The 26,932-nt window shown below is 64.1% G+C and carries 24 protein-coding genes; 12 read left to right on the plus strand and 12 right to left on the minus strand.

Features of this window, described 5'->3' with window-relative positions; genetic code table 11:
- Positions 1–3: 3 nt before the first annotated feature.
- Positions 4–159: a hypothetical protein gene (locus tag LE416_RS01065; protein ID WP_225046647.1), complete on the minus strand. Its 156-nt coding sequence runs from the start codon at positions 157–159 to the stop codon at positions 4–6.
- Between the two features lie 61 nt (positions 160–220).
- A complete protein-coding gene (locus LE416_RS01070; RefSeq protein WP_225046648.1) occupies positions 221–1,084 on the minus strand; it encodes an AraC family transcriptional regulator in 864 nt (287 codons plus the stop codon).
- 194 nt (positions 1,085–1,278) lie between these two features.
- On the opposite strand from LE416_RS01070, the gene LE416_RS01075 reads away from it, so the two are divergent.
- From LE416_RS01075 to LE416_RS01090, 4 genes are all read left to right on the plus strand, one after another.
- A complete protein-coding gene (locus LE416_RS01075) occupies positions 1,279–2,109 on the plus strand; it encodes a Cof-type HAD-IIB family hydrolase (RefSeq protein WP_225046649.1) in 831 nt (276 codons plus the stop codon).
- Positions 2,106–2,897: a Cof-type HAD-IIB family hydrolase gene (locus LE416_RS01080; RefSeq protein WP_225046650.1), complete on the plus strand. Its 792-nt coding sequence runs from the start codon at positions 2,106–2,108 to the stop codon at positions 2,895–2,897. Before LE416_RS01075 ends, LE416_RS01080 begins: the two co-directional genes overlap by 4 nt.
- A gap of 309 nt (positions 2,898–3,206) precedes the next feature.
- Positions 3,207–3,803, plus strand: coding sequence for an NADPH-dependent FMN reductase (locus LE416_RS01085; protein WP_225046651.1), 597 nt, complete (start codon positions 3,207–3,209; stop codon positions 3,801–3,803).
- Between the two features lie 50 nt (positions 3,804–3,853).
- A complete protein-coding gene (locus tag LE416_RS01090; RefSeq protein ID WP_225046652.1) occupies positions 3,854–5,191 on the plus strand; it encodes an NAD(P)H-dependent oxidoreductase in 1,338 nt (445 codons plus the stop codon).
- 146 nt (positions 5,192–5,337) lie between these two features.
- On the opposite strand, the gene LE416_RS01095 is transcribed toward LE416_RS01090, so the two are convergent.
- A complete protein-coding gene (locus tag LE416_RS01095; protein WP_225046653.1) occupies positions 5,338–6,441 on the minus strand; it encodes a M24 family metallopeptidase in 1,104 nt (367 codons plus the stop codon).
- Positions 6,442–6,632: 191 nt separating this feature from the next.
- On the opposite strand from LE416_RS01095, the gene ccpA reads away from it, so the two are divergent.
- Together ccpA and lexA are read left to right on the plus strand one after the other, a co-directional pair.
- Positions 6,633–7,634, plus strand: a complete 1,002-nt coding sequence (gene ccpA, locus LE416_RS01100; protein WP_225046654.1) for a catabolite control protein A — start codon at positions 6,633–6,635, stop codon at positions 7,632–7,634.
- 468 nt (positions 7,635–8,102) lie between these two features.
- Complete coding sequence (lexA, locus tag LE416_RS01105) at positions 8,103–8,729, plus strand: transcriptional repressor LexA (RefSeq protein ID WP_225046655.1); 627 nt, start codon at positions 8,103–8,105, stop codon at positions 8,727–8,729.
- Between the two features lie 681 nt (positions 8,730–9,410).
- On the opposite strand, the gene LE416_RS01110 is transcribed toward lexA, so the two are convergent.
- From LE416_RS01110 to LE416_RS01130, 5 genes are all read right to left on the minus strand, one after another.
- Positions 9,411–10,349 carry an AEC family transporter gene (locus LE416_RS01110; protein ID WP_225046656.1) on the minus strand — a complete coding sequence of 313 codons (939 nt, stop codon included), beginning with the start codon at positions 10,347–10,349 and terminating at the stop codon, positions 9,411–9,413.
- A 55-nt stretch (positions 10,350–10,404) separates the two neighbouring features.
- Positions 10,405–10,950, minus strand: coding sequence for a 5-formyltetrahydrofolate cyclo-ligase (locus tag LE416_RS01115; RefSeq protein WP_225046657.1), 546 nt, complete (start codon positions 10,948–10,950; stop codon positions 10,405–10,407).
- Positions 10,947–11,306: a DUF488 domain-containing protein gene (locus LE416_RS01120; RefSeq protein ID WP_225046658.1), complete on the minus strand. Its 360-nt coding sequence runs from the start codon at positions 11,304–11,306 to the stop codon at positions 10,947–10,949. The genes LE416_RS01115 and LE416_RS01120 overlap by 4 nt, the downstream gene beginning before the upstream one ends.
- Positions 11,307–11,468: 162 nt before the next feature.
- Positions 11,469–12,815, minus strand: a complete 1,347-nt coding sequence (locus LE416_RS01125; protein WP_225046659.1) for a class II fumarate hydratase — start codon at positions 12,813–12,815, stop codon at positions 11,469–11,471.
- Positions 12,815–13,672, minus strand: coding sequence for a LysR family transcriptional regulator (locus tag LE416_RS01130; protein ID WP_225046660.1), 858 nt, complete (start codon positions 13,670–13,672; stop codon positions 12,815–12,817). Before LE416_RS01130 ends, LE416_RS01125 begins: the two co-directional genes overlap by 1 nt.
- Before the next feature lie 36 nt (positions 13,673–13,708).
- On the opposite strand from LE416_RS01130, the gene LE416_RS01135 reads away from it, so the two are divergent.
- Together LE416_RS01135 and LE416_RS01140 are read left to right on the plus strand one after the other, a co-directional pair.
- Positions 13,709–15,439, plus strand: coding sequence for a malolactic enzyme (locus LE416_RS01135; RefSeq protein WP_225047814.1), 1,731 nt, complete (start codon positions 13,709–13,711; stop codon positions 15,437–15,439).
- Between the two features lie 20 nt (positions 15,440–15,459).
- A complete protein-coding gene (locus LE416_RS01140; RefSeq protein WP_225046661.1) occupies positions 15,460–16,434 on the plus strand; it encodes an AEC family transporter in 975 nt (324 codons plus the stop codon).
- Between the two features lie 87 nt (positions 16,435–16,521).
- On the opposite strand, the gene LE416_RS01145 is transcribed toward LE416_RS01140, so the two are convergent.
- Both LE416_RS01145 and LE416_RS01150 read right to left on the minus strand, forming a co-directional pair.
- Positions 16,522–17,031 carry a hypothetical protein gene (locus tag LE416_RS01145; RefSeq protein WP_225046662.1) on the minus strand — a complete coding sequence of 170 codons (510 nt, stop codon included), beginning with the start codon at positions 17,029–17,031 and terminating at the stop codon, positions 16,522–16,524.
- A 145-nt stretch (positions 17,032–17,176) separates the two neighbouring features.
- Positions 17,177–17,674, minus strand: coding sequence for a thiol peroxidase (locus LE416_RS01150; RefSeq protein WP_225046663.1), 498 nt, complete (start codon positions 17,672–17,674; stop codon positions 17,177–17,179).
- A 175-nt stretch (positions 17,675–17,849) separates the two neighbouring features.
- Here LE416_RS01150 and LE416_RS01155 point away from each other — a divergent pair, with 175 nt between their 5' ends.
- Positions 17,850–18,356 (plus strand): flavodoxin domain-containing protein, encoded by a 507-nt coding sequence (locus LE416_RS01155; RefSeq protein ID WP_225046664.1) that lies wholly within the window; start codon positions 17,850–17,852, stop codon positions 18,354–18,356.
- Between the two features lie 178 nt (positions 18,357–18,534).
- Positions 18,535–19,776 (plus strand): ISL3 family transposase, encoded by a 1,242-nt coding sequence (locus LE416_RS01160; RefSeq protein WP_225046665.1) that lies wholly within the window; start codon positions 18,535–18,537, stop codon positions 19,774–19,776.
- Between the two features lie 149 nt (positions 19,777–19,925).
- On the opposite strand, the gene pepF is transcribed toward LE416_RS01160, so the two are convergent.
- Positions 19,926–21,737, minus strand: a complete 1,812-nt coding sequence (gene pepF / locus LE416_RS01165; RefSeq protein WP_225046666.1) for an oligoendopeptidase F — start codon at positions 21,735–21,737, stop codon at positions 19,926–19,928.
- Between the two features lie 107 nt (positions 21,738–21,844).
- Here pepF and LE416_RS01170 point away from each other — a divergent pair, with 107 nt between their 5' ends.
- The gene (locus tag LE416_RS01170; protein ID WP_225046667.1) at positions 21,845–22,852 is read left to right on the plus strand and encodes a glycosyltransferase family 2 protein; all 1,008 of its coding nucleotides are present in this window, start codon (positions 21,845–21,847) and stop codon (positions 22,850–22,852) included.
- Positions 22,853–22,905: 53 nt separating this feature from the next.
- Here LE416_RS01170 and LE416_RS01175 read toward each other — a convergent pair whose 3' ends face one another.
- The gene (locus LE416_RS01175) at positions 22,906–23,682 is read right to left on the minus strand and encodes an alpha/beta hydrolase fold domain-containing protein (RefSeq protein WP_225046668.1); all 777 of its coding nucleotides are present in this window, start codon (positions 23,680–23,682) and stop codon (positions 22,906–22,908) included.
- Between the two features lie 343 nt (positions 23,683–24,025).
- Between LE416_RS01175 and adhE the strand changes: the two genes are divergently transcribed.
- The gene (gene adhE, locus LE416_RS01180; RefSeq protein WP_225046669.1) at positions 24,026–26,641 is read left to right on the plus strand and encodes a bifunctional acetaldehyde-CoA/alcohol dehydrogenase; all 2,616 of its coding nucleotides are present in this window, start codon (positions 24,026–24,028) and stop codon (positions 26,639–26,641) included.
- The last annotated feature ends 291 nt before the right edge of the window (positions 26,642–26,932 follow it).

A 26,932-nucleotide genomic window follows, 5' to 3' on the forward strand; every position in this document is an offset into this window, starting at 1 on the left:
GGGTCAGCCACGGATTGGCCAGCAGGGTGGTGAGCGCGGCGACTGCGCGGGGTAGAGCCGCTCAAGGTGGGGAATCAGGCCGGTGATCAGGCTGGCACAGCCGCCGACCAAAGACAGGCTGAGGATGCTGGTCAGCAACCAGTTGTCACGTCTTGTCATAATAAAAAGGCCTCGCTTTCATGCGAGTACCTTATCACGCGCGCCGAATCTGTGGGCGACACTATTCAAGACAGTCGGCGTCATCGGCCGCAAACGGCGCGGCGCGGAAGGCGGACGGGGTGCGGTGGACCAAGTGGCGGAAGTTGCGCTGGAAGGTCTTGACGCTGCCGAAGCCGCAGACGCTTGCGATGTAGTCGATGCCGGCGGTGCTTTCCACCAGCAGGCGCTTGGCCGCGATCACGCGCACCTGCGTCAGGTAGTCGTGCACGGTCATGCCCATCGCGTCTTGGAACTGCTGGTTCAGCGTGGTCTGGGAGACGTGCGCCCCGGCGGCCAGCGCGGCGACGGTCAGGTCGCCGGCGTACCCGCGGTGGATGCGGTCGATCACCGCGTCGACCAGGCCGGGGTTCAGCGCCACCGCGCTTCGCTGGTGCGCGGCGAAGTGGCGGTCGAGCAGCACCAGCAGCCGGTAAAAATGGCTGAGCACCAGCAGCCGGTCGTCTGCGTCGAGCGTCGGGCGGATCAGGCTGCGCATCGCCTGCGCCTCCGCGAACAGCGCGCGGTAGGCGGCCGGTGCGACCGCCTCCGATGCCCGGCCGCTCAGCGTCAGCTGCCAGTCGGCGCTTTGCGGCAGCTTGCCCTGCAGGAAGGCCTCCGAGATGATGAAGCCGAACTCGTCCCACTCGAGCGTGTTGTCGCCGTCCGCCTCGTGGCTGACGCGGCGGTCGACGGCCCAGTAGTCGCCGGGGCGGTAGGTGGTGACCGTCTCGCCGGCGACGAAGCGCAGCGGCCCGCCGGCCACTAGGAAGTTCAGCTCGACTTCGGGGTGCCAGTGCGGCGCCACCGTGATCGGCGTGCCCGCCTTGTGCTGGAAGAACTTGAACGGCAGGGTCGGCCACTGCTCGACTTGCTCGAATCTGATCATCTGCTGCCTCCTTGGAATCTGCCCCCATTATAGCAGAGCCCGGACACGCCAAAAACCCGCCGGCAGGCACCGGTGGGTCTTGTGGATTCAAGGATTCGGCGTCAGGGGCGCGCGCAGGTGTCGGCAACTGCTTGCAATTTTGTCCCGTCAACTATGCTAAGCTTGGGGTAATCATCCCGCAAAGGAGAACCAACATGAGCATTCGACTGATCGCATTAGACATCGACGACACGCTGCTTGACTCCCACCACCGCATCCTGGACTCGACCAAAACCGCGGTGGCGGCCTGCCTGGCCCGCGGCATCAAGGTGGTGCTGACCTCGGGGCGGCCGCTTGCCGGCATCGTGCCCTTCATGGCCGAGCTTGGCATCGAAGGCGACGCGCAGTACGCCGTCACCAACAACGGGGCGGTGGTGCTGACCGCCACGGGCAAGGTCGTCTCAAGCCAGCTGGTCGACAACGCCGGCTACCGCCAGATGACCGCCCTGGGCCAGGCGCTCGGCGTGCCGTTCAACGTGGTCGACGCCGCAAGCACCATCATCACGGCCGACCGCGACGTGGACGCGATGATCGTCCAGCAGGCCGCCGAGAACGCCGCCGGGCTCCTGATCCGCAATCCGGACGAGATGCCTGACGACTTCGCCATCACCAAGGGCCTGTTCGTCGGAGGAGAGGCGCTGCTCGATGACGCCGAGCCGCGGGTGCGCCTGGCGCTTGACGCCGAGTACAGCGTGCTGCGCGCCGGTCGCAACTTCCTCGAGGTGATGGCCCAGGGTGTCGACAAGGCGTCCGGGCTCGCGCACCTCGGCGCGCTACTGGACATCGCGCCCGCCGAGATGATGGCCTTTGGCGACGAGGGCAACGACCTGGCGATGTTCAAGCTGGTCGGCCTGGCCGTGTGCATGCAAAACGGCTCGGGAGAGGCCAAGGCCCACGCGGACGTCGTGACGGCCAGCAACGATGACGACGGCATCGCCCAGGCGATCGCCCGCTACGTGCTGAACGATCAGGAGGTGGCGCGATGATTCGCCTGATTGCAACAGATATGGACGGCACCTTCCTGAGGGGCGACGGCACATATGACCGGGCGACGTTCGCCGCGCTGCACGCCCGGATGCAGGCGCAGGGCGTGCGGTTCGTGTGCGCCAGCGGCAACCAGTACGCCCAGCTACATTCCTTTTTCGCCGCGTACCCGGATGTCTTGTACGTGGCGGAAAACGGCGCGTACATTCGCACCGCAGACCGTGAGCTCGCCTTTCACGCCTTCGCCCCGGATGTCGTGGCGGATGTTCTGGCGATTCTGGCCGGTTTTCCCGAGCTGCAGGTGCTGGTCTGCGGCCGACGCAGCGCGTACGCCGGCCCGACCGTGCCGGCCGCTCATATCGCCGAGATGCGCCGCTACTACCACCAGCTCGCGGTGGTGCCGGCGGTGGCGGACGTCGAGGATGACGTGCTGAAGTTCGCCCTGAGCTGCCCGCCCGCGCGCACCGAGGCACTGGTGGCGGCGCTGGGCGAGCGGCTCGGCGGTCAGGCCGTGGCGGTCAGCTCCGGGCACGGCGACATCGACCTGATCCAGCCCGGCGTGCACAAGGCCGCGGGGCTGCGGGAGCTTGGGGCGACGCTCGGCATCGACGTGGCGGAGATGGCGGCGTTCGGCGACGGCGGCAACGACCTGGAGATGATCCGCGAGGTCGGCCTGGGCGTGGCGATGGCAAACGCCCAGGCCCCGGTGCTCGCGGCGGCCGCCGACCGCTGCGACGACAACGAGGCGCAGGGCGTGTTGACCTACATCGACCGGCACCTGCTGGCCTGAGCCGTAGCAGATGAAAGCGCGTGACCCCGCGGGGCCGCGCGCTTTTTGATACCAGGGCGGAGTCGGACGGCACCAGAACGGAGTCGGGCGCACTTCGCAGGATGCACAGCACCGCGCCGGTGTTTGGGCCGGACGTTGGCCCGAGCAGCGGTGCAAGCCGTGCACGCGCGCGTTGCCCGGCGGCGCCCGCCGAAGAGGGTGCCATCAAAGTTTCGGGTTACTTTGTTGACAGTTTCAAATATTGAACACTATTTCACAATCTGGCATAATGTGAACGTATAGTTCCTAACCTTAAGGATGGTGAGTGTTATGTTGCATTACATTGGCATCGCCGGCACGAACTCGGCGCATTCCACGAATCGCCAGCTGATTCAGTTCGTGGCGCGCCACTACGCGCAGGACGCGACGGTCGAGCTGGTTGAGCTCGGTGACCTGCCGCTGTTTTACAAGACGGCCGATCACAGCGTGCCCGCCGCGGCGACCGCACTTGCGGCCAAGATCGAGGTGGCCGACGGCGTGATCATCGCCACGCCAGAGTACGACCACAGCGTGCCCGCCGTGCTCAGCTCCGCTTTGGCCTGGCTGTCGTACCACATTCACCCGTTTGCGGGCAAGCCGGTGCTGATCATGGGCGCGTCTTACGGCTCGCTTGGCACCTCGCGCGCCCAGGCGCAGCTGCGCCAGATCCTCGAGTCGCCGGAGCTTGACGCGCGCATCATGCCGAGTGCCGAGTTCATGGTCGGCCACTCGCTGGCCGCCTTTGACGACAACGGCGACCTGAAGGACCTGACGCTTGTGGCCCAGCTCGATGCGCTGATGACCAACTTCGCGATTTTTGCGGACGTCAACCGGCAGCTGACCGCCAAGATGACGCGCACGGCCGACTGGCAGGATAGCAACCACTGATCATTGAAAAAGGAGGAGCAGGCGGCGCGTGCCGCCTGCCAAATAAGACCATGAAATTCGTTGGAATCGCGGGGTCCATCGCGGATGAATCCTACAACCGCAAGCTTTTGACCTACATCGCCTCCGAGTTCTCGCCGCTGGCCGACATCGAGCTTCTGAGCATTCAAGACGTGCCGATGTTCTCCCAGGACGACGACCAGACACAAAGCGCTCCGATCCAGTACCTCGCCAAGAAAATCGCCGCCGCGGACGGCGTGATCCTGGCCACCCCGGAGCACAATCACACGCTGGCCCCGGCGATGAAGAACGTCATCGAGTGGCTCTCCTTCAACGTCCACCCGTTCGAGAACAAGCCGGTGCTGATCGTCGGCGCGTCCTACTACACTCAGGGCTCCTCGCGCGCGCAGCTGTCACTGCGCCAGGTCCTGGAGTCCCCGGGCGTCGGCGCTCTGGTGATGCCAAGCGACGAGTTCCTGCTGGCGGACGTCAAGACGGCCTTTGACGACCACGGCAACCTCAAGGACGAGCGCACCGTCAAGTTCCTGGGCAGCGTGATGGGCAAGTTCGCCAAGTGGGTGACCGTGCTCAAGGCGATGAACGAGAAGGTGCCAGACGAGCCGTGGCGCCAGGAGGACCTGAGCGCCGGCCACCCGAGCGACACCACCATCGACGTGCCGATGGACGCCAAGGACTGGGTCGAGCAGGGCGCGGCCAAGACCAACGCCGCCTCCGGGCACGATTACGTGCAGCTGGACCGCGGGCTTTTGACCGTCGATCAGCTCAACTGGTTCCTCAACACGTTCCCGATGGAAGCCACGTACATGGACGACAACAACCAGTTCGTCTACTACAACCACTTCCTGGACCACGACGACATGCTGGCGCCGCGCTACCCGTGGCAGGTCGGCAACGCCGCGATCTCCTGTCACCCGGAGCGCGCCCGCGACCACGTCAAGCAGGTGATCTGGATGCTGCGCAGCAAGCAAAAGGACCTGTTTGCGATGCCGGTACCGGGCAACAAGCTCAACGAAAAGTACATCATGCACTACTACCGTGCGATGCGCGACGGTGACGACAACTACCGCGGCGTCAACGAGTGGGTGCTCGACATCTGGCCGATCGTCGCCGACTACCTGCGCCGCACGGGCCAGACCCTGGCGCCGGACCCAAGCGCCAAGCCGGACGCCGTGAGCGGCGCATCCCAAAGCGCCAAGCCGGCCGCAGACGCCAGCACCGGCGCCTCCGAGTCCGCGGCCGCTCCGGTCGCCGACGCGACCAGCGGTGCCTCCGAAGCCGCGGCCGCCCCAGTGGTCGATGCGACGAGCGGCGCCTCCGACGCCGGCGCAGCGCCGGTCGCCGATGCGACCAGTGGCGCCTCCGAAGCCTAGGCGCGGGTGCACGCTTACGATACGTATATGATGTGAACCGCCCTGCCGGCTGGCAGGGCGGTTTTGGTGTCCAGCGAGATGCGCGGCGGCGCCTTGGCCACACAAAAAGCGCCCGGCAGCTGCCAGGCGCTTCTAAGTGGTGCGGATTAGCCGATCTGGGTGTAGTCCTTCGGGGTGTGGGTGAAGGGCTCGCAGCCGGTGGCGGTGACGTGGACACAGTCCTCGATGCGGACGCCTGCGACACCGGGGATGTAGATGCCGGGCTCGATGGAGAAGCACATGCCCGGCTGCAGCTCCATGTCGTTGCCCTCCATGATGGACGGGAACTCGTGGGTGGACATGCCGATGCCGTGGCCGAGGCGGTGGTTGAAGTACTCGCCGTAGCCGGCCTTGTCGATCACGTCGCGCGCGATTTTGTCCAGGGCGGCGGCGGTCAGGCCGGGACGCACGGCGGCCTGGGCGGTCAGCTGCGCCTCGAGGCAAACCTTGTGGATCTCGCGGGCGGTGTCTGAGACGGGACCGCCGAACGCGACGGTGCGGGTGGCGTCGGACATGTAGCCGTGGTTGTTGGTGCCGAGGTCGAACAGCACGAGCTCGCCCGGCTTGATCTGGGTCTGCTCCGGGCCGCCGTGGGGATCCGCGGCGTCAGGTCCGGCCTGCACGATGGTGTCAAAGGACATGTGCATCACGCCTTCTTGCATCATCTTGTACTCGATTTCGGCGACGACTTGCTGCTCGGTGATGCCGGTCTTCAGGGCGGCGAACCCGGCGGCAAAGGCGCGGTCGGCCTGGGCGCCGGCCTCAATCATCGTCGCAATCTCGTCCGGGGTCTTGATCAGCTGCAGGCCCTCAGTGAAGCGGCTGGCGTCGGCCGGGAAGGTGGCCTGCGGGAACTCGCGCATGACGGCCTCGAACTTGAAGACGGCGAGGTCATCCTTTTCAATGCCCCACAGGCGCGGGTTCGGGTTGCGGCGCTTGATCTGATCGGCAATCAAGGCGAAGGGGTCCTCGTGGTCGAGGTAGCCGGCGACACCGTACGGCCAGCCAGCCTTCTTCACGGCCTCGATGGACAGCGCGGGCACGAACAGGAAGGGATCCTGGTCGGGGAAGACGAACAGGCCGGTGATGCGCTCCTCAGGGTCGGAGTAGAAGCCGGTGAAGTAGTTGATGTTGGTGAAGTTGCTGATGTAGGCGAGGTCGAGGCCCTGGGTTTCGACCCACTGTTGCAGTGCTTGCAGATGTTGGTTCATGGTTAGCCTCCTTGACGGCGCGCACGGCGCCGGATTCACCCTGAAGTATACCATATTGCCCATTTTTCCGGCTTTCTGAAAAACGCACATGAAAGTTTGCATGAAAACTTCAGTAAACCGCTTGCATTGCGATTATACTTTTGTTACAGTTGATTGGAAATCAACAGCAGAAGCCAAGGAGCAATGACACAATGGAAAAACAAACTATTACAATCTACGATGTTGCGCGTGAGGCCAACGTCTCCATGGCGACGGTCTCCCGCGTCGTGAACGGCAACCCCAACGTCAAGCCGGCCACCCGCAAGAAGGTCCTCGAGGTGATTGACAAGCTCGACTACCGCCCGAACGCCGTGGCCCGCGGCCTCGCGTCCAAGAAGACCACCACCGTCGGCGTGATCATCCCGGATGTCACCAACATGTTCTTCTCGAGCCTTGCGCGCGGGATCGACGACGTGGCGACGATGTACAAGTACAACATCATTTTGGCCAACTCCGATGAGAACAGCCAAAAAGAGGTGCAGATGCTCAACACCCTGCTGGCCAAGCAGGTCGACGGCCTGATCTACATGGGTAACGACATCTCCGACGGCGTGCGCCAGGAGTTCTCCCGCTCCAAGACCCCGATTGTTCTGGCCGGCTCCGTCGACCCGGACGAGCAGGTCGGCTCCGTCAACATCGACTACGTGGCCGCCGTTGAGGCCGCAACCACGCAGCTGATCAACAGCGGCAACAAGCAGGTCGCGCTGATCACCGGGCCTTTGAGCCAGGCCATCAACGGCCAGTACCGCCTGAAGGGCTACAAGCAGGCGCTGGACAACGCCGGGCTGGCCTACGACGAGAGCCTGGTCTTCGAGGCCGACACCAGCTACCACGCCGGGCTCGCGCTGTTCGACCAGCTGCAAAAGGCCGGGGCCACCGCCGCCGTCATCGGTGATGACGAAGTGGCCGTCGGCGTGCTGGACGGTGCGATTGACGCCGGCGTCTCCGTGCCGGACGACTTTGAGCTGATCACCTCCAACAACACCAAGCTGACCGAGATGGCCCGCCCGCAGCTGACCTCCATCGACCAGCCGCTGTACGACATCGGTGCGGTTGCGATGCGCCTGCTCACCAAGATGATGAACAAGGAAGACATCGACGCCAAGACCATCCGTCTGGGCTTCGACATCACCTCGCGCAAGTCCACCAAGTAATGTTTGTTTTTCCGAAAGTCGTCGCGGTTGCGGCGGCTTTTTTTGTCCAGGGCGGAGCAGGGCGCACTTAGCCGGTCGGCTAGCGTAAGCCTGGCGCTTGGGCCGCACTTTGGCCCGAGAGCCGGGCTTAGCTGGACGCACCGACGTTGCCCTGCGGAGCCCGACGATAACCAGGGTGGAGCAGGGCGCACTTAGCCGGTCGGCTAGCGTAAGCCTGGCGCTTGGGCCGCACTTTGGCCCGAGAGCCGGGCTTAGCTGGACGCACCGGCGTTGCCCTGCGGAGCCCGACGATGCCGGACCATGAAACCCATTTTTCCCGCCGAGACGATAAAAATTCGGGCCGTTCGCGCGCGTTTGGCGTAATCTGAATAAAATGGCGCCAAACCGCGCCGCACCGGCGAAAAAAGTTGCAAACACGCGTTTGGTTTGATATATTAGGGTCAGCAAATCTCATTAGGCGGTGATTGTATGCCATCCCAGGCAAGTGCAAAGCGGTGGAAGGACATCCTCCTGACCATCCATGATTCGATTGAGAACCGCGGCTACCCGCCGACAGTGCGGGAGATCGGCAAGGCGGTCGGCTTGAGCTCCTCCAGCACGGTGGCGGCGTACCTTGACCGCCTGATCAGCGAGGGCCTGATCGCCAAGGACCCGACCAAGCCGCGCACCCTCGAGGTGACCAAGGCCGGCCGCGCCTTCGCGTCCATCCAGGAGGCCGGCATCCCGATCATCGGCACCGTCGCCGCCGGCACGCCGATCACCGCCATCGAGAACATCGAGGACTACTTCCCGGTGCCCGGCGAGCTGAGCTACGATCCGGATGACCTTTTCATGCTGCGGGTTCAGGGGAACTCGATGATTAAGATCGGCATCCTGAACGGCGACCAGATCATCGTCAAGCAGCAGGCCACCGCCGAGAACGGTCAGATTGTCGTCGCCATGACCACCGAGGGTGAGGCGACCGTCAAGCGCTTCTTCAAGGAGGCCCACGGCGTTCGCCTGCACCCGGAAAACGACAGCATGGCCGACATGTACTTCGACGACGTCATCATCTTAGGCGTCGTGGTCAGTCTGTACCGCCCGGCACTGGTCTAAACCAACGGCCGCCTGTCTCGCAATGTGCGAGGTGGGCGGCCGTGTTTTTTTATTCCGGGCCGAATCGCGCCGTGACGGCGCTTGGAAAACTTTTTTCGCCGCACGAGGCTTAATGTTTGACGGGAAAAGTTACCGGCGTTATGATGCCCTCAGATGATCATCTTAGGGCGGGACGGCAGCTCAAAGCCACGGCTGTTGCAGTAGTCACCACCCGGGGAACGGTCAACGGGTCGCCCCGTTAGTACCCCACCCTTACCAAGCCGGACGTGTATCGCCACCCGGCTTTCAAGTGAAATCGCTTTAGTGTAACTCCCGGTATTAGTTGAGGGAGACACCAGGGACAAAGACTGCCACCCCATGGCCGCACCGCCGACTCGCCAACCCGCACCGCGGGGCAGCCGCGACGAGCCGGAGACCGTGGGCTTGTTCAACCGTGTCATCGCAAGCGCCACCGCGATGGCCAGATCAGATTCACCATCACAGCAGCAAAGGGCCAAGGCCACCGCGAAGCACAAGCGCGGTGGCTTCGGCGCGGCCGCCAAACCGGGTCACACAGCAGAACAGGCAAATCGGGGCAGGCACACCACACGGCGTGCCTGTTCGCGTCTCTCGCCCCGCAGCAACGCGAAGTGGCCGGCACGCCTCCAGGTAGGGGACGTGCCGGCCACTTTTTGTGCTCGACTACTGCACCAGCACCATGATCACCGGAATGGCGACCATCGCCAGCAGGGTGGTGGCGGTGACGGTGATCGCCGCGGTGCTGGCGTCGGCGCCGTACTGCTTGGCGACCACCGGCGCGTTGGTCATCACGGGCATCGCCGACTGGAGGATGAAGACCTGCTTCATCAGCATGGGCACCGGTGCGAAGGCGACGAGCAGCGCCATCAGCGCCGGCGCGATCACGAAGCGGCCGGCGCAGATGCCGACCAGCTCCTTGGTGAGGCGGATGTTTCGGATGCCCGCCTGGTGCATCGCGATGCCGATGAAGAACATCGAGCCGGGAATGGTCAGGTTGCCGACGTAGGTGAGGTCGGCCATGAGGAAGGTCGGCAGCGTGATGTGGGCGAGCACCAGCACGATGCCGACGGCGAAGCCCAGAAGCGGCGGCGAGAACACCTTGCCCAGCGCCTGCTTGAGGTCGAGGTGGGCGGGGCGCGGCCCGTCGCCCTGGATCAGGTAGACGCCGACGGTCCAGAAAATCGTGGTGTTGGCCATGTAGTACACCAGCACGTACGGCAGGCTTTTGGCCCCGAAGAGCGCCATGTTGACCGGCAGGCCGATGAACACGGTGTTGGAATTGAAAAACATGGACTTGAACAGGCCGCGGCGTCCAACCGGCACGGCCAACAGCCGCGCGACGCCGGTGGCGACGCCGAACAGGATCGCCATCGACAGGACGGGGAAGCGCAGGTCCGGCAGCAGCGTGAGCAGCTCGTGGGCCGTGAACTTGCCGGTGATGGTGACCAGCATGTAGGCCGGCAGCGCGACTTGCAGCACCACCTTGGAAATGATGCGGCTGGCGCGGTCGTCGAACCAGCCCAGCGCGGTCAGCGCGTAGCCGATGGCAATCAGGATCAGGATCTCTGAGACCCCGCCGATGCTTGAGAGTAAGGCAGACAATGGAAGGCTCCTTTGGTGTGACAATGAAAAAACCGCAGCGGCAGCCGCTTGCGGTCTAGTCGAGGACAATCAGTTGTTGAATCAAAATATCGAAGTCGTTGATGGGCCACGCCGCCGTGGCGTAGCGCATGACCGGCGGCACCAGCGTGATGGTGGTGCCGCGGTAGCCGGCCAGGAAGCGGTCGTAGTACCCGCCGCCAAAGCCCAGGCGCGCGTGCGTGTCGGTGGCAAAGGCGATGCCCGGCACCACCACCAGGTCGACCTGCTGGTTGACCAGCGCGGCGTCGTAAGGGGGCTCGGGAATGCCGTAAGCGCTGGTGATGCGCCCCGCCGGTCCCGGGTCGGGCAAAAAGGCCATCTGGCGGTGCGGCATGGTCTTGGGCAGGTAGACCGTTTTGCCCGCCGCCTGGGCCGCCTCAATCAGCGGCGCGGTCGGCATCTCGATGGGACTGGCCACGGTCAGCGCGACGGTGCGCGCCGCCTGCCAGGCAGGAGTCGCCATGAGCCTTTCGGCAAGCGCCGGGCCGCTGGCTCGGGTCGCCTGCGCCTGGGCCTTGAGGCGGGCCAGCTGCTGGGGGCGAAACAGTTTTTTGTCGCTCATGCGTGCGCCCTCAGGTAGGCGGCCAGCACGGTGGCGTTGTTGGTGACCTCGTCCTTGGCGCCGAACAACAGCAGCACGCGCGGCGCGTCGAGCGCCGCCACCTTGGCCAAAAAGGCCGGGGTCTCGGGGTTGTCATCGAGCTCCTGGGTGTAGCGGGCGGTGAACTCCGCCGCATTGGCCTCATCGTGGCCGAACCACTTGCGCAGCTCGGTGCTCGGGGCAATCTGCTTGGCCCAGTCGTCTAAGGCGGCGTTCACCTTGCTGATGCCGCGCGGCCAGACGCGGTCCACCAGCAGGCGGTAGCCCGCCGGCTGGTCCTTGGCGTAGATGCGAACCGGTACGAATTCCATGATCATTCCCCCTTTTACCTCGATTAAAGCAGGCCCAGGCCGGCGCGTCAAGGGCGCCCGGGCGAGGGCTCGCGGTCGGGCGGTGACGCGGGCGCCTGCAGTGCGCGCGCCGGCCCGCCGTGTCCGTGGTGCGCGCCGGCCCGGTTCGGACCCGCCGGATTCGGCGCGCTACTCGCCGGCGCGGGTCATGGCCAGCGGGTCGACCCAGTCATCGTACTGCGCGGCGGTCAAAGCGCCCGAGGCGACGGCGGCCGCTTTCAGCGTGGTGCCCGCCGCCTGAGCGGCCTGGGCGATCGCCGCGCTTTGTTCGTAGCCGATGTGCGGCGACAGCGCCGTCACCAGCATCAGCGAGTCGTCGACCAGCGCCCGCATCCGGGCCGGGTTGGCGGTAAGGCCTTGGATCATCAGGCGGTCGAAGCTTGCGATGCCGCCGGCCAGCAGGTCGCAGCTTTCCAGGAAGGCGGCGGCCAGCACCGGCTTGTAGACGTTGAGCTCGAAGTTGCCCTGGCTGGCGGCGACGGTGACGGTCACGTCGTTGCCCATCACGCGCGCGGCGATCATGGTCAGCGCCTCCGCCTGGGTCGGATTGACCTTGCCGGGCATGATGGAGCTGCCCGGCTCGTTGGCCGGAATCGTCAGCTCGCCGTAGCCGCCGCGCGGCCCGCTGGCCAAAAAGCGCACGTCGTTGGCGATTTTCATCAGGTCGGCGGCCAGCGTCCGCAGCACGCCGTGGACGGCGGCCAGCTCGCTGTGGCTGGACAGGCCGTGGTAGTAGTTGGTCATGGGCACGAACGGCTGGCCGGTGGCCGTTTCGATCGCGGCCACCATCGCCTTGGTGCGCGCGGGCGTCGTGTTCAGCCCGGTGCCGACGGCGGTGCCGCCGAGCGTCAGGCCCAAAAGCTGCGGCGTCAGGGCGGCCAGGCTGGCGAGATTGGCCTCAAGCGTCGCGCGCCAGCCGGACACCTCCTGGCCGAACGTCAACGGCGTGGCGTCCTGCAGGTGGGTGCGGCCGAGCTTGACGGTGTCCGCAAAGGCCCGCTCCTTGACGCGCAGGCTTTCGATCAGCGCCTGGGTGGCGGTGACGACGCCGTGCACGGCGGTCGTCGCGGCCATGTGCATCGCAGTCGGGAACGTGTCGTTGCTGCTTTGGCCGCAGTTGACGTGGTCGTTGGGCAAAACGGACCGCCCGAGGGTCTGGGTCGCCAGGTGGGCCAGCACCTCGTTGACGTTCATGTTGGTCTGGGTGCCGCTGCCGGTCTGGTAGACGTGCAGGGGAAAATTGGCCATCAGGGCGGCGTCGTCTTGGGACAGCAGGTCGGCTGCGGCCGCGTCGATGGCGCCGGTGTCGCCGTTGACGCGGGCGGCGGCCTGCTTGATGGTGATCAGGGCGCGGATCAGGGCGGCGGGCATCAGCGGCCCGGTGGTGAAGTTGTGCCGGGAGCGCTCGGTTTGGGCGCCCCAGGTGGCGGTGTCGGGCAGGCTGACCTGCCCCAGCGAATCGTGTTCAATGCGCATTAGGAATCTCCTTTGCTTGCGGTGACCAGCGTCAAGAAGCGTTGCATGGCCGGACTGGGGACGAGCTGGGCGCCGGTGACCAGCGCCATGTCGAAGGTCGGCTGGCCGGGCTCGGTCAGCGGCAGCGCCACGAGCCCGTCCTCCGGCACCACGGCGACGCGGGCCAAAAGCGCGGCGCCGACGCCGGCCTTGACCATCTGCTTGAGGATGGCGACGTCCGGCGTTCGGTAGACGATGCGCGGGTGGACGCCGGTCGCTTTGGTGAACCAAGCCAGCGCCTTGGTGTGGACGAACCCCTCGGTCAGGCTGACCAGGGGTGTCTCGGCCAAAGTCGCAAAGGCGACGGGGCCGGCTTTGGCCAGCGGGTGGTCCGGGGCGACGACTAGGCAAAACGGGCCGCTGGACAGCGGCCCGATCGAACCCAGCAGCGCGACGTCGAGGTGCCCGGCGCGCAGGTCGGCCAACAGCCGGTCGGAGCCCGCCTCGTGGGTGTGCAGCTGGTCCATCAGCCCGGACTTCAAAAGCGCCGGCGCCAGGCGCGGGAAGTAGAAGCTGCCGATGATCGGCGGCAGCCCCAGCTGAATCTGGGTGGTGCGGGCGCGCGCCAGCTCGGTTTCGGCGACCGCCAGCTGGTGGGTGATCACGGCCGCGTGGGCGGCCAGCTGCGCGCCGGCCGCGGTGACGGTGACGCGGCCGTGGCTCTGGTCGCGGTCGATCAGCTGGATCTTGAAGTGGGCCTCGAGCCGCTTGAGCGCCATCGTGATGGTCGGCTGGGTGACGCCGAAGTGGGCGGCCACCTGAGAAAAATTTTTTAGCTCGCACAGTTTCTGAAAATAGTCTAGGTCACGCGTGTTCAAGCCGGGCACCTCCTGGTCATATAAAAATAGTTTATCATATCTCGGCGGTTTGACTATGATTTTTCCGGCGCGGTAAGCTGGGCTCATCAACAACGCAAAGGAGAACACATCATGAAATACACCCCACAGCAACTGCTCCACGATCCATTCCTGAACAAGGGTACCGCCTTCTCGCAGGCGGAGCGCGACGCATACGGGCTCAACGGCCTGCTGCCGGCCGCCATCCAGAGCCTGGATCAGCAGGTGGCCCAGGCCTACGCCCAGTACCTGACCAAGGCCAACGCGCTTGAAAAGCGGCTGTTTCTGATGCAGCTGTTCAACGTCAACCACGTGCTGTTCTACAAGCTGTTCTCCGAGCACATCAGCGAGTTCATGCCGGTCGTGTACGACCCGACCATCGCCGACACCATCGAGAACTACAGCGCCTTGTTCGTGGAGCCGCAAAACGCGACGTACCTGAGCATCGAGCGCCAAGACGACATCCCGGCCGCGTTGGCCAACGCCGCCAACGGCCGCGACATCCGCCTGCTGGTGGTGACCGACGCCGAGGGAATCTTGGGCATCGGGGACTGGGGCACCCAGGGCGTCGACATCGCCGTGGGCAAGCTGATGGTCTACACCGCCGCGGCCGGCATCGACCCGTCGCAGGTGCTGCCGGTGGTGCTTGACGCCGGCACCAACAACCAGGCGCTGCTCGACGACGACCTGTACCTCGGGCTGCGGCGCACCCGCGCGACCGGCAAGCCGTACCGCGCCTTCGCCGACACCTTCGTCGCGGCGGCGACCGCGCAGTTTCCGCACCTCTACCTGCACTTCGAGGACTTCGGGCGCGACAACGCCGCGGCGATTCTGGATCAGTACAAGGATCGCATCACGACCTTCAACGACGACATCCAGGGCACCGGCATCATCGTGCTGGCCGGCCTCCTGGGCGCCCTGAACATCTCCAAGCAGCGCCTGGAAGACCAGGTCTACATGAGCTTCGGCGCCGGCACCGCGGGCGCCGGCATCGTGGCCCGCGTTTTCGACGAGTTCGTCGCGCAGGGGATGGCACCCGAAGAGGCGCGCCGCCACTTCTACCTGGTGGACAAGCAGGGGCTCTTGTTCGACGACGACCCGACGCTGACGCCGGCGCAGCGGCTGTTCGCCCGCAAGCGCAGCGAGTTTGCAGATGCCGCCGCGCTGACCACGCTTGAGGCGGCGGTCGCGGCGATCCACCCGACGGTTCTGGTCGGCACCTCGACCGTGCCGGGCGCCTTCACCGAGCCGATTATTCGCGAGATGGCGGCGCACACCGCCCGGCCGGTGATTTTCCCCATCTCCAACCCGACCAAGCTGATGGAAGCGAGTGCCGCCGATCTGATCAACTGGACGGACGGCCGCGCGCTGGTGGCCACCGGCATTCCGTCCGCGCCGGTCAGCCTGAACGGCGTGACCTACACCATTGGCCAGGCCAACAACGCCCTGATCTACCCGGGGCTGGGCCTTGGCACCATCGCCGTGGCCAGCACGCGCCTGTCCGACGGCATGATTTCGGCGGCGGCCCACAGCCTGGGCGGCCTGATCGACGCTTCGCAGCCGGGGGCCGCGGTGCTGCCGCCGGTCACCCAGCTGGACGCGTTCTCCAAGACCGTGGCGGACGCCGTGGCCCAGCAGGCGATCGCCGAAGGGCTGGCAAAGCCGGTGGCGGATGTCGCCGCCACCGTGGCCGCCGCCCAGTGGCACCCTGAGTACCGGCCGCTGACGGACGTTGAAATCGTGAAGTAACCCGTAAAGGAGAAACGACTGTGACTGCATTATTCACCTCGGTTCAGAGCATTCTGACCATTGTCTTGATCATCGCGCTGGGCTACGTGCTCCAGCGCAACCACTGGTTCGATGAGGCGTTCGGCGCCACCATCAGCAAGCTTTTGATGAAGGTGGCCCTGCCGGCGTCGATCTTCATCTCCGTGCTCGAGCGGCTGACGCGCGAGAAGCTGGTGAGCCTGAGCTCCGGGCTGCTGTACGGCTTCGGCGCCGTCATCCTGGGCTACCTGATTGCCTTTTTGCTGGTGCGCCTGCTCAAGGTGCGGCCGGGCCGGCGGGGGACGTTCATCAACATGTTCGTCAACGCCAACACCATTTTCATCGGTCTGCCGCTCAACCTCGCGCTGTTCGGCGACCGGGCGACCCCGTACTTCCTGATGTACTACGTGGTCAACACCGTGTCCACCTGGACGCTCGGCGCCTTTTTGATGAGCTGGGACGACCCGACCGCGGGCAAGGCCAAGGTCGCCTTCAACTGGAAAAAGCTGCTGCCGGCGCCGCTGCTCGGCTTCCTGGTCGCGCTGGTGTTCCTGCTGCTCAACATCCCGTTCGTCCACGTCGGCTGGCTGGGCTTTGCCGTCAGCGCGCTGGATTACGTCGGCGGCCTCGTGACGCCGCTGTCTCTGATCTACATCGGCATCATCCTGGCCAAGGCCGGGTTCAAAACGATTCGCTTCGACCGCGACTCGGTGGTCGCACTGCTCGGCCGCTTCGTGATCGCGCCGGCCCTGATCACCACGCTGATCGTGTTGGGCCTGCACGCCGGTCTGACCGTGCCGAGCCTCGAGGCCAAGACCCTGATCGTCCAGGCCGCGGCCCCGGGCCTGGCGGTGCTGCCGATTCTGGCCACCGAGGGCCACGGCGACGTCGAGTACGCCACCAACGTCGTCACCCTGTCGACGGTGCTGTTCGCCATCGTCGTGCCGGTGGTGATGCTCCTGATTCAGGGGTTCTAGCCCACACCAAAACACGCCGCCTCCGAGTTGGAGGCGGCGTGTTTTGGTGTGGCGCGACTTGGTTGGCGGTCGGGCGCGCCGCCGCGCTCAGTTGGCCGAGAGCTCGTTGACCTGGTAGTCGGTGCCGGCGGCCACGAAGGCCTCGGCCACTGCCTCACCGTACTGCGCGGCCAGCGCCTGTTCGAACACCGGGTGCAGGTCCTGGTTGACGTAGCGCTCAACCGCCGCGGCGAAGGCGTCGATGCGCCCGCGCTCGGCGCGAGCCTGCCGGTAGTAGCCCTTGGCCACCGGCCAGGCGTCACGCAGCCGCACGCTCAGCTGCACGGTGTAGCGCACGCGGGCGCCGTCCTGCTGGAAGGCGATGGTGGCGCGGCGCAGGCGTGCGAAGGGCAGGTAGGCGAGAACCCCGATCAGCACCACGACTGCCACGGCCAGGGCCACCAGCGCGGCGCCGAGCGCTAGGGCGGACACACCGAGCGCGATCGGCACCACCACCGCGAGAACGACGGCGGCGATGAGCACCGCGAGGATGATGACGGGGATGGCGGCCAGGCCGGACACCGGCTTGCCGTTGACGAGGATGGTGGATTTTTTCATGTTGGTCCCTGCTTTCATGTTGTTGAGACCAGCTTACCCCACAGCACGGGCCGCGTCACGCAATCGGCGCAACCGGTCGAAAAAGCTGCGCGAGCGGCGAAAAAAAGGCCGGCCTTCCCGCATCGGGAGGACCGGCCTTTGGTGGCTAGTGGGCGTGGGTTTCGAGGTAGGCCAGGGCGCTGTCGTAGTCCGGCTCGTCGGTCTGCTCGAGCACCAGCTCGCGGTAGCTGATCTTGCCGGTCGGGTCGACGACCCAGACGCTGCGGGCGTCGGTGTTGCCGTCGGCGACCAACAGGCCCATCGCGCGGCCGAAGTCGCCTTGCTCGTCGGACAGCAGCTGGATGCTTGAGACGCCTTCCGCGGCGCACCAGGACTGCTGAACCGTGGCCGGGTTGGTCGACACGGTGATGAAGTTGATGCCGGTGAAGTCGTCCATCGCGGCGTTGAAGCGCTTGGTGGACACGCTGCAGACGCGGGTGTTGATGTCCGGGACGACGCTGATCAGGGTGTACTTGCCAGCCCAGTCCGCCGGGCCGACCGGCTTGCCTGAGGCGTCCTGCAGCGTGAAGGACGGAAGGGCCTGGCCGATGCGGGCCGGGTCGCCGCTGGTCTGAAGTGGGGTGCCGTGACGCGTGATTTGCATGAAGAACCCTCCTATAATTGTCGTTGCCCTAAGTATAACACATCCGGACAGTGGATTAATTGCAAGCAATTTTATTTCAAAAAATCTACAATTCGATGACAGTTGTGTGCAAGTGTGGCGGCCGGGCAAAGGGGGCTGTTACAATACAGGAAGAGAGACGAAAGGAGCGGTTCAGATGGCCAAGTGTTTGATTGTGTACACCTCGCAGACCGGGTTCACCCAGCAGTACGCGCTGTGGATTGCGCGCCAGCTGCACTGCGAGGTCGTCGATAGCAAGTTCATCACCCGAAGCGAGCTGCAGGCCGCCAAGCTCGTGGTCTACGGCGGCCACCTGCTGTGGGGCAAAACCGTCAGCGGCTTCGCCCGCTTCTACCGCCGGTACGCGGCCGACCTGCCGGAGCACCTGCTGGTGTTCGGCACGGGGATGCGCGCGGCCAGCCAGCTCGACCTCGACCTGGTGCGCGACCACAGCTTCGGCGGCTGCGCCACGCCGCCGCAGTTCTTCTACTTCCGCGGCCGCGTTGACCCCAAGGCGCTGCCGGTGCGGCTGCGCGTGGTGTTTCACCTGAACCAGCGCTTCCGCGAGACGGCGACCCCGCTGCCGCCGCGCGCCGCGTCGATCCGGCCGCTGTTGGCCGCCGCGACGCAGCTGGACGACCTCGGGCTGCTCGACGAGGGGTGAGCAAAAGGCCGCCATCGACGATGGCGGCCTTTGTGGGGTCTACACTTTCTGGTGTTGGAGAATTCCAACGCCGAGAGTGTAGACCTTTTTTCAATAACAGCGCAAAATAAAAGGGCACCATCTAGCACCCGTTCTTCGCTCCAAGCGACCAAACCTAAAACAAAGCGAGGTATTAGTGATGTCCAACCTTGATTCTACGCTCTCTGTCCTGGGATTGCCATACGAGAACATTCATGTAACCGCAGTTTACGACGGCTACCGAGGCCGGGGCAAGCGGCGCCTTCAGTACCACGTCATTGCGTGTGATCTCACTTACCACCGCGATACTTGTCCTCACTGTGGTGAAGACGCGTTGCGACCTAACGGTCATAAGGCGACACACATCCGCATTCAATCACTCAGTCAACTTCCAACGCTTCTTGAGCTTTCCAAACAGCGCTGGCTCTGCTCGGCCTGCCATCGTACCTGTTCCGCAGAGACACCGCTTGTGGCCTACAATGACACGATTGCCCACTCAATCAAGCAAACAGTCCTACAGCTTGCCAGGCAGTCCCTCCCCGAAGCAGTGATTGCCAAAAATACGGGTATCTCTGCAGCGACAGTTCGACGAGAACTCAAGTCCCATCTCCACCATCGCAGTCGCCCGGAGTTGCCGACCAACCTATGTTTTGACGAGTTTCGATCAACTCAGAATATGATGTCCTTCATCTGTATTGATGGCGATACCCATCGATTGGTGAAGCTTCTTGGCGACCGTCTGAATAAGACTATCAAGGACTTCTTTCTTGCCAACTACTCCACGGCAGAACGCGCCGCCGTTCAGACCATCACAATGGACATGAACGCCTCCTACCAAGCTTTTATCCACCAAGTTTTCCCCAATGCCCAGCTCATCATCGATCGCTTCCATATCGTTCAGTTGCTCGGTCACGCGGTGGACACTGTGCGCGTCGCAACGCTTAAGCAGCTCGACGACAAAACGAGCCGAGTCTACCGTATTCTTAAACATCAGTGGCGGCTCTTCCACAAGGCCGCACCGGACGCGATACACACCAAATACATGCGTGGGCTGAACGAGCATATCACGGAACAGGGCGCCCTAGATGTGGCGTTCACCGCCAACCCTCGGTTGGCCACAGTATGCGAAACCTACCAAGCGCTTCACGATGCCTTGATGGGCCACAATCCGCGGCGGTTGTGGCAGTTACTTGAACACTACGAGTCAACCGGAACCGAAATGGACACCGCAATCCGCACGCTCAAATCGAACCAGGCTGGAATTCTGGCGGCAGCGGACAGTTGGCGTTCCAACGGTCCACTTGAAGGGATTAATCGCAAGATCAAAGCGCTCAAGCGATCGTGCTATGGATTCAGAGACCAAGCTCACTTCTTCGAGCGGATCTACCAGATTATCGCATAAATAACAAAAGAGCCCCTCCAAAGAGGAACTCCCAGAAAATATCAAATTATTCTTCAACACCAGTTGACGCAGAGCCCCTTTGTGCTGGTTCGAGGGGCGTGCGACCGACCCAAGTGCGTGCGGTCGCGTCGCTTGTGCTCGCAGCGGGGCTAGTCGCCGATCTCGGCGGACAGGGCCTCGATCTGGCGCTCAGTGCGGTCCAAAAAGGCGATCATGTTGCGCAGCGCGGCATCGGTGGTGATGTCGACGCCGGCGACCTTGGCCTCTTCGACCGGCGTCAGGCTGTCGCCCAACGCCAAGAAGCGTTGCCAGTCGGCGATGGCGGGCGCGCCTTCGTCCTGCACCCGCAGGTAGGCGCCGGTGGACACGACCATCGAGGCGGAGTAGGTGTAGGAGTAAAGGCCCATGTAGTAGTGCGACTGGCGCATCCAGGTCAGCTCCGGCGCCCCGTCGTCGAGGTCCACGGCGTCGCCCCAGAACTTACGGAGCACGCCTTTTTTGATGCGGTTCAAGTCGCTTGCGGTGAAGGACTCGCCGGCGTCGATCAGGCGGTAGACCTCGCGCTGGAAGGCCGCCTCCAGCAGGTGGGTGACGCAGTTGTGGAAGTAGGTGTCCGACAAAAGCCGGCTGAGGGCGAAGCGGCGCAGGCGCGGATCTTCGGCCTTTTCAACCAGGCTGTGGGTCAACAGCAGCTCGTGGAACGTCGACGGGCCCTCGACGATGTAGGTCGACGGGTTGGCGGCCAGGATGCTGTGGGCGCGGCTGGCCAGCGTCATCTGCCCGGCGTGGCCGAGCTCGTGCACCAGCGTGTAGATGGCCGGCAGCGTGTCGCTCCAGCTCATCAGGATGTAAGGGTGCGCGGCGTACGGCGCGCTGGCGAAGGCGCCGGATTCCTTGCCGACGTTAGGGGCAAAATCGACCCAGCGCTCCGGGAACGCGCGCATGATCAGGTCCTGGTAGGCCTGACCCATCGGTGCGACGGCGTCCTTAATGTACCGCGGCGCCTGGTCCAGCGTGACCTTGGGACTGTACGTCGGGTCGAGGTCGATCTGCAGGTCGGTGTAGCCGATGTGGTCCAGCCCCCAGAGCTTTTGGATGTGACCGACGTAGCGGCGCATCACCGGGGCGAGCTCAGTCATGATCACGTCGATCTGGCGGTCGAACATCTCGCGAGTGACCTCCTGATCGGCCAGCAGGTAGTCGACCACGGAGTCGTAGCCGCGCATGGTGGCCAGCGTCTTCTCCTTGGCGACCTGCGTGTAGTAGCCGGCGGCCATGCCGTTTTGGTACTCGGCTAGGGTCTCGCAGAACTTGCGGTACGCGGCGCGGCGCACCTTGGTGTCCGGGTGCTTTTGGTACTCCTCCTCGTAGCTGACGAACGACAGCGGGTAGTCCTTGCCGTCGACGGTGAAGGTGCCGAAGTCCGCGTCGCCAAAAAGGCTCTGGCTGCGGATGGTGTCCGGCGCGTTGAGGGCGGGGCCGAGCTGGGCCAGCGCCTTTTCGGCCGCCGGGGCCAGGGCCTGCTTCTTCTCCAGCTTGACGTGGCGGATGTAGGCCGCCAGGTCCTGGTCGGTGGCGGCCACCGCGTCGAGCACGGCGTCGGGCTGCTGCTGAAGCTCGGCGTCAAGGAAGGTCAGCTCGCCGTTCAGGGCGGAATCCAGGGCGTCGAAGCGGTTGAGGCGGGCGGCCGCGGTCGCGTCGCCGGTGTCGGCGGCGGCCGGCAGGAAGGCGTAGTGCGCGGCGCGGTCCTCGATGGTCAAAATGTTGGCGTAGTCGCTCAAGGCGTCGATGATCACCGGCGCGTCGGTGAGGCGGCCCTGGTACATCTTGGTGAAGTCGGCGGTCAGCTGCTTGAGCTTGACCAGGTCGGCCTCATAGGCGGTGTCGTCTGGGTAAAGCGCGGTGAGGTCCCAGGTCGAAGCGGGATCGACATTGGCGCGGGTCAGCGGTGTGGTTGGCATGGGGATGACTTCCTTTCGTGGTTGCCCTTATTTTACCAGTTTTGGGGGCAAGCGCCGACCACTTCTGATATGATAAGACCAGTCAATATAAAGAAAGTTGTGATTACGTGAAACTCTTAAGCGTCGTGGTGCCATGCTACAACTCCGCCGATTACATGGCCCGCTGCATCGACGTCCTGCTGACCGCCGGCCCCGAGCTCGAGGTGCTGATCGTCGACGACGGCTCCCGAGACGACACCGGCGCCATCGCCGACCGCTACGCCAGCCAGTACCCGCAGGTCCGCGCGCTGCACGAGGCCAACGGCGGGCACGGCCAGGCGATCAACTACGGCCTGAGCCAGGCGACCGGGCGCTTTTTCAAGGTGGTCGACTCCGACGACTGGCTGGACCCGGCCGCCCTGGCCACGCTGATGGCGCGCCTGGCCGATCCGGCCTTTACGGCGGGGCTTGACATGCTGATCTGCAACTACATCTACGACAAGGTCGGCGCCAGCCACAAGAAGGTGATCCAGTTCCGCCACCTGCTGCCGCAAGACCGCACGTTCACCTGGGCGGACGTCCGGCTGCCGGTGGGCAAGTACCTGCTGATGCACGCGGTGATCTACCGCACCGACTGCCTCAAGGCGGCGCACCTGACCCTGCCGGCCCACACCTTCTATGAGGACAACCTCTACGTCTTCTACCCGCTGCCTTACGTCGAAAGTGCGCGGTACCTGGACCTTGACCTTTACCACTACTACATCGGCCGCGCCGATCAGTCGGTCAACGAGCAGGTGATGATCGGCCGCATCGACCAGCAGCTCTTCGTCAACCGCGCGATGATCGACTACTACGCCACGCTGCACCTGCGCGATGATCACCTGGCGCGCTACATGCGCAGCTACGCGACCATCGTGACCGGCATCTCGTCGATCCTGCTGCTGCGGGCCAACACGCCGGAGGCCTTGGCCAAAAAGCGGGCGCTGTGGGCCTACATCGCCGACACCGACCCGGCGCTTTACACCCAGATGCGCCACAGCCTGGTCGGCCGGGTGATGAACCTGCCGGGCCACTCCGGGCGCGCCCTGACCGTCGCCGCCTACCGCGCGGCGCGGCACGTCTACCAGTTCAACTAGCACCCAAAAAGGCGAGGCCGCGGCCTCGCCTTTTGTGTGCCCTGAAGGCTTCCTCACATGGTCGCGTCGAGAAACGCGAGCACGTCTTCTTGCACCTGCGGCAGGTAACCCTTGCCGTGCGCCGCACCCGCCAGCGCCCGCACGGTGAACGGCACGTCCGCCGCGCTGGCCGCGGCCGCCATCTGCAGCACGCCGCTCATCGGCACGAACTCCTGCAGCGAGTTAGCCAGAAACAGCGGCCCGGTGGCGTGGGTCACCCGCGGCGCCGGCGTGGCGGCCGAGTACTGGTCCTGCGTCGGCAGGTAGTTTTGGATGAACCACTTGTAAAACCCGGGGTCCGCGCCGTCTTGGTCGATGGTGGCGGAGGCGCGGGCGGCACCGGGGTCGCGTGGCGTCGGCACGATGTCTTGGTGCGTGGCGAGCCACGGCGCGATGTCCAGGATGCCGGATAGGGACACCGCCGGCATGCCGAAGCGAATCGCCAGCTCCACGGCCATGTTGCCGCCGGCGCTGGCGCCGACCGCCGCCATGTGGTCGCTTGGGAAGGGCAGGTCGTGGCGCTTGCACCAGCCCATCAGAGTCGCCATGTCGTCCAGCGGGGCGGGGAAGGGGGCGACGCTGGACAGCCGGTAGTTGGGCACCATCACGAAGTAGCCGGCCCCGGCCAGCGCCTCGGCCCAGTCGGCCTCCTTGCGCTTGTCGCCCTGGAACCAGCCGCCGCCGTGGATCAGAATGATGCCACCGCGGGCCGGAACCGCCGGCTGGTACAAGTCGGTGGTCAGCCTGAGCCCCTCGGCGTAAAACACATCCGTTGCAATCAATTGAGACATCCCGCACCTCCGCGTCCTGTTTCCTTCACTGTACGCGCGGGCACCCGGCGAGGCAATTAATCTGCTCACGGCCGGCCGCACCAAAAGTTTTTTTGGTCCGCCAGTTCGTGATGAGTTGCACAGTTTTCTCGGCGGCGGGGACACCGCGGCCCGCGCCCCGATGAAGCCGGTTACGCTCACTGGGTCACATCGTGAGACAGTGACGGAACCCCGGTGTAACAGCCACTAGAAATATTCGTGAAAAAATTCACCGAAACTTGTTTACAAATTCACAAAAGCTTGCTATATTATTGTTTGTGAAATGGTTAACGAAAACTTGCAAACAAATTGTGGAGGGATCCAGATGCTGAAAGAGACACCTAAAACTGAAGCGCCCGTCGATGTTGACAAGATGATCGACGAACTCGTTGCCAACGCCCATGAAGCGCTGAAGGTCTTGAAGACCTTCGACCAGGCCAAGATTGACCACATCGTGCACCGCATGGCGATTGCCGGCCTTGACCACCACATGGAGCTCGCGAAGCTCGCGGTTGAAGAAACCGGCCGCGGCGTTTACGAAGACAAGGCGATCAAGAACATGTTCGCCACCGAAGAGATTTGGCACGCCATCAAGAACAACAAGACCGTCGGCGTCATCGCCGAAGACAAGCAGCGCGGCCTGGTTTCCATCGCGGAACCGATCGGGGTCATCGCCGGCGTAACGCCTGTGACCAACCCGACCTCGACCACGATGTTCAAGTCCGAAATCGCGATCAAGACCCGCAACCCGATCATCTTCTCCTTCCACCCAGGTGCGCAGAACTCCTCCGCGAAGGCCCTTGAAGTGATCCGCGAAGAGGCCGAAAAGGCTGGGCTGCCAAAGGGTGCCCTTCAGTACATTCCGGTGCCAAGCATCGAAGCCTGCCAGAAGCTGATGAACCACCCTGGCATCGCCACGGTTCTGGCCACCGGCGGCCCTGGCATGGTGAAGGCTGCGTACTCCACCGGTAAGCCAGCGCTGGGCGTTGGGGCCGGCAACGTGCCTGCCTACATCGAGGCTTCCGCCAACATCAAGCAGGCCGTCAACGACGTCATCCTGTCCAAGAGCTTCGATAACGGCATGGTCTGCGCATCCGAGCAGGCGGTCATCGTCGATGCCGCCATCTACGACGAAGTGAAGGCCGAATTCATCGCCCAGGGCGCCGCTTTTGCCAAGCAAAAGGACATCCCGGCCCTGAGCAAGACCGTCATCAACCTCGAAAAGGGCTCCGTCAACCCACCGATCGTCGGCCAGAGTGCCCACACGATTGCGGACTGGGCCGGCATCGAGATCCCAGAAGACGCCCCAATCCTGATTGCCGAACTCAAGGGCGTTGGCCCGAAGTTCCCGCTGTCTCGTGAAAAGCTCAGCCCGGTTCTGGCCATGATCAAGGCCGAAGACCACGCCGATGGGTTTGCCAAGGCTGAAGGGATGCTTGACAACGGTGGGCTCGGCCACACCGCCGTGATTCACACCGCCGACGAAGACCTGGCGCTTGAGTACGCCGATCGCATGAACGCCTGCCGTGTGCTGGTCAACTCGCCTTCCACCATGGGCGGTATCGGCGACCTGTACAACGAGATGATTCCTTCGCTGACCCTGGGCTGCGGCTCTTACGGCGGCAACTCCATCTCCCACAACGTCGGCACCATCGACCTTTTGAACGTGAAGACCCTCACCAAGCGCCGCAACAACATGCAGTGGGTGAAGCTCCCCCCCAAGATTTACTTCGAGCGTAACTCGGTCCGTTACCTCGAAAAGATGGACGGCCTGGACCGCGTTCTGATCGTCGGCGACCGCGGCATGGAAAAGCTCGGCTACGTCAAGATCGTTGAAGACGTGCTGAACCAGCGCACCAACGACGTTCAGATCCAGACCTTCGTCGATGTTGAGCCGGATCCTTCCTCCAACACCGTTTACAAAGGCACGGAAATTGCCAAGTCCTTCAAGCCCGACGCAATTGTTGCGATCGGCGGCGGCTCCGTCATGGATGCGGCCAAGGGCATCTGGCTGTTCTACGATGGCGACGGCGACTTCTTCGGCGCCAAGCAGAAGTTCCTGGACATCCGCAAGCGTACCTACAAGTTCCCGAAGCCGACCAAGTCCAAGCTGGTCTGCATCCCGACCACGTCCGGTACCGGCTCCGAAGTGACGCCTTTCGCGGTCATCACGGACTCCGAAACGGGCATCAAGTACCCGCTGGCCGACTACGCGCTGACCCCGGACGTTGCCCTGGTTGACAGCCAGTTCATCGAAACCGTGCCGCCGAAGGTTGTGGCCGACACCGGGCTGGATGTGCTCTGCCACGCCACCGAAAGCTACGTCTCCACGATGGCCACGGACTACACCAAGGGCCTGTCGCTGCAAGCCATCAAGTCCGTTTTCGCCAACCTTGAAAACAGCTACAACGGTGACCTCGACGCCAAGGCCAAGATGCACGACGCCTCCACGATCGCCGGGATGGCCTTTGCCAACGCCTTGCTGGGCATCAACCACAGTATCGCCCACAAGCTTGGCCAGACCTTCCACCTGCCTCACGGGCGTTGCATCGCCATCACGATGCCGCACGTCATCCGCTACAACGCCAAGACCCCGAAGAAGCGGGCCATCTGGGCGAAGTACAACTACTTCCAGGCCGCTGAAGACTACGCCGACATCGCGCGTGCTCTGGGTCTGAAGGGGAACACCACCGAAGAGCTGGTTGAGGCCTACGTTCAGGCCATCATCGACCTGTCCCACCGCGTCGGCGTCAAGCTGAGCCTGAAGGACCAGGGCATCTCCAAGGAAGACGTCTTGGCAAGCGTTGATCGCCTCGCCGAGCTGGCTTACGAGGATAACTGCACGGTCACCAACCCGGTTGAGCCTTTGATCGCAGACATGAAGCAGATCGTGCTTGATGAATACGAAGGCACCGACTCCGATCCATCCGTTCGCATCTAAGTTTCACCAACCTTTCACATGCCCCGGCCGCCACTGGCGACCGGGGTTTTGTGTTCCCAGAGCGGAGCAGGGCGCACTTAGCCGGTCGGGTAGCGTAAGCCTGGCGATCGGGCCGCACTTTGGCCCGAGTGCCGGGCTTAGCTAGACGAACCGGCGTTGCCCTGCGTAGCTCGACGAAACCAGAGCGGCCCAAGGCGCTCTTAGCCGGTCGGGTAGCCTAGCGCGGATGCGTGGCCGGGCTTTGGCCCGAGCGCGAAGCTTTGCGGATTGTGCAGCGACAGATGGAGCAGG

This window comes from Lacticaseibacillus kribbianus, assembly GCF_020180945.1.
Taxonomy (GTDB): domain Bacteria; phylum Bacillota; class Bacilli; order Lactobacillales; family Lactobacillaceae; genus Lacticaseibacillus; species Lacticaseibacillus kribbianus.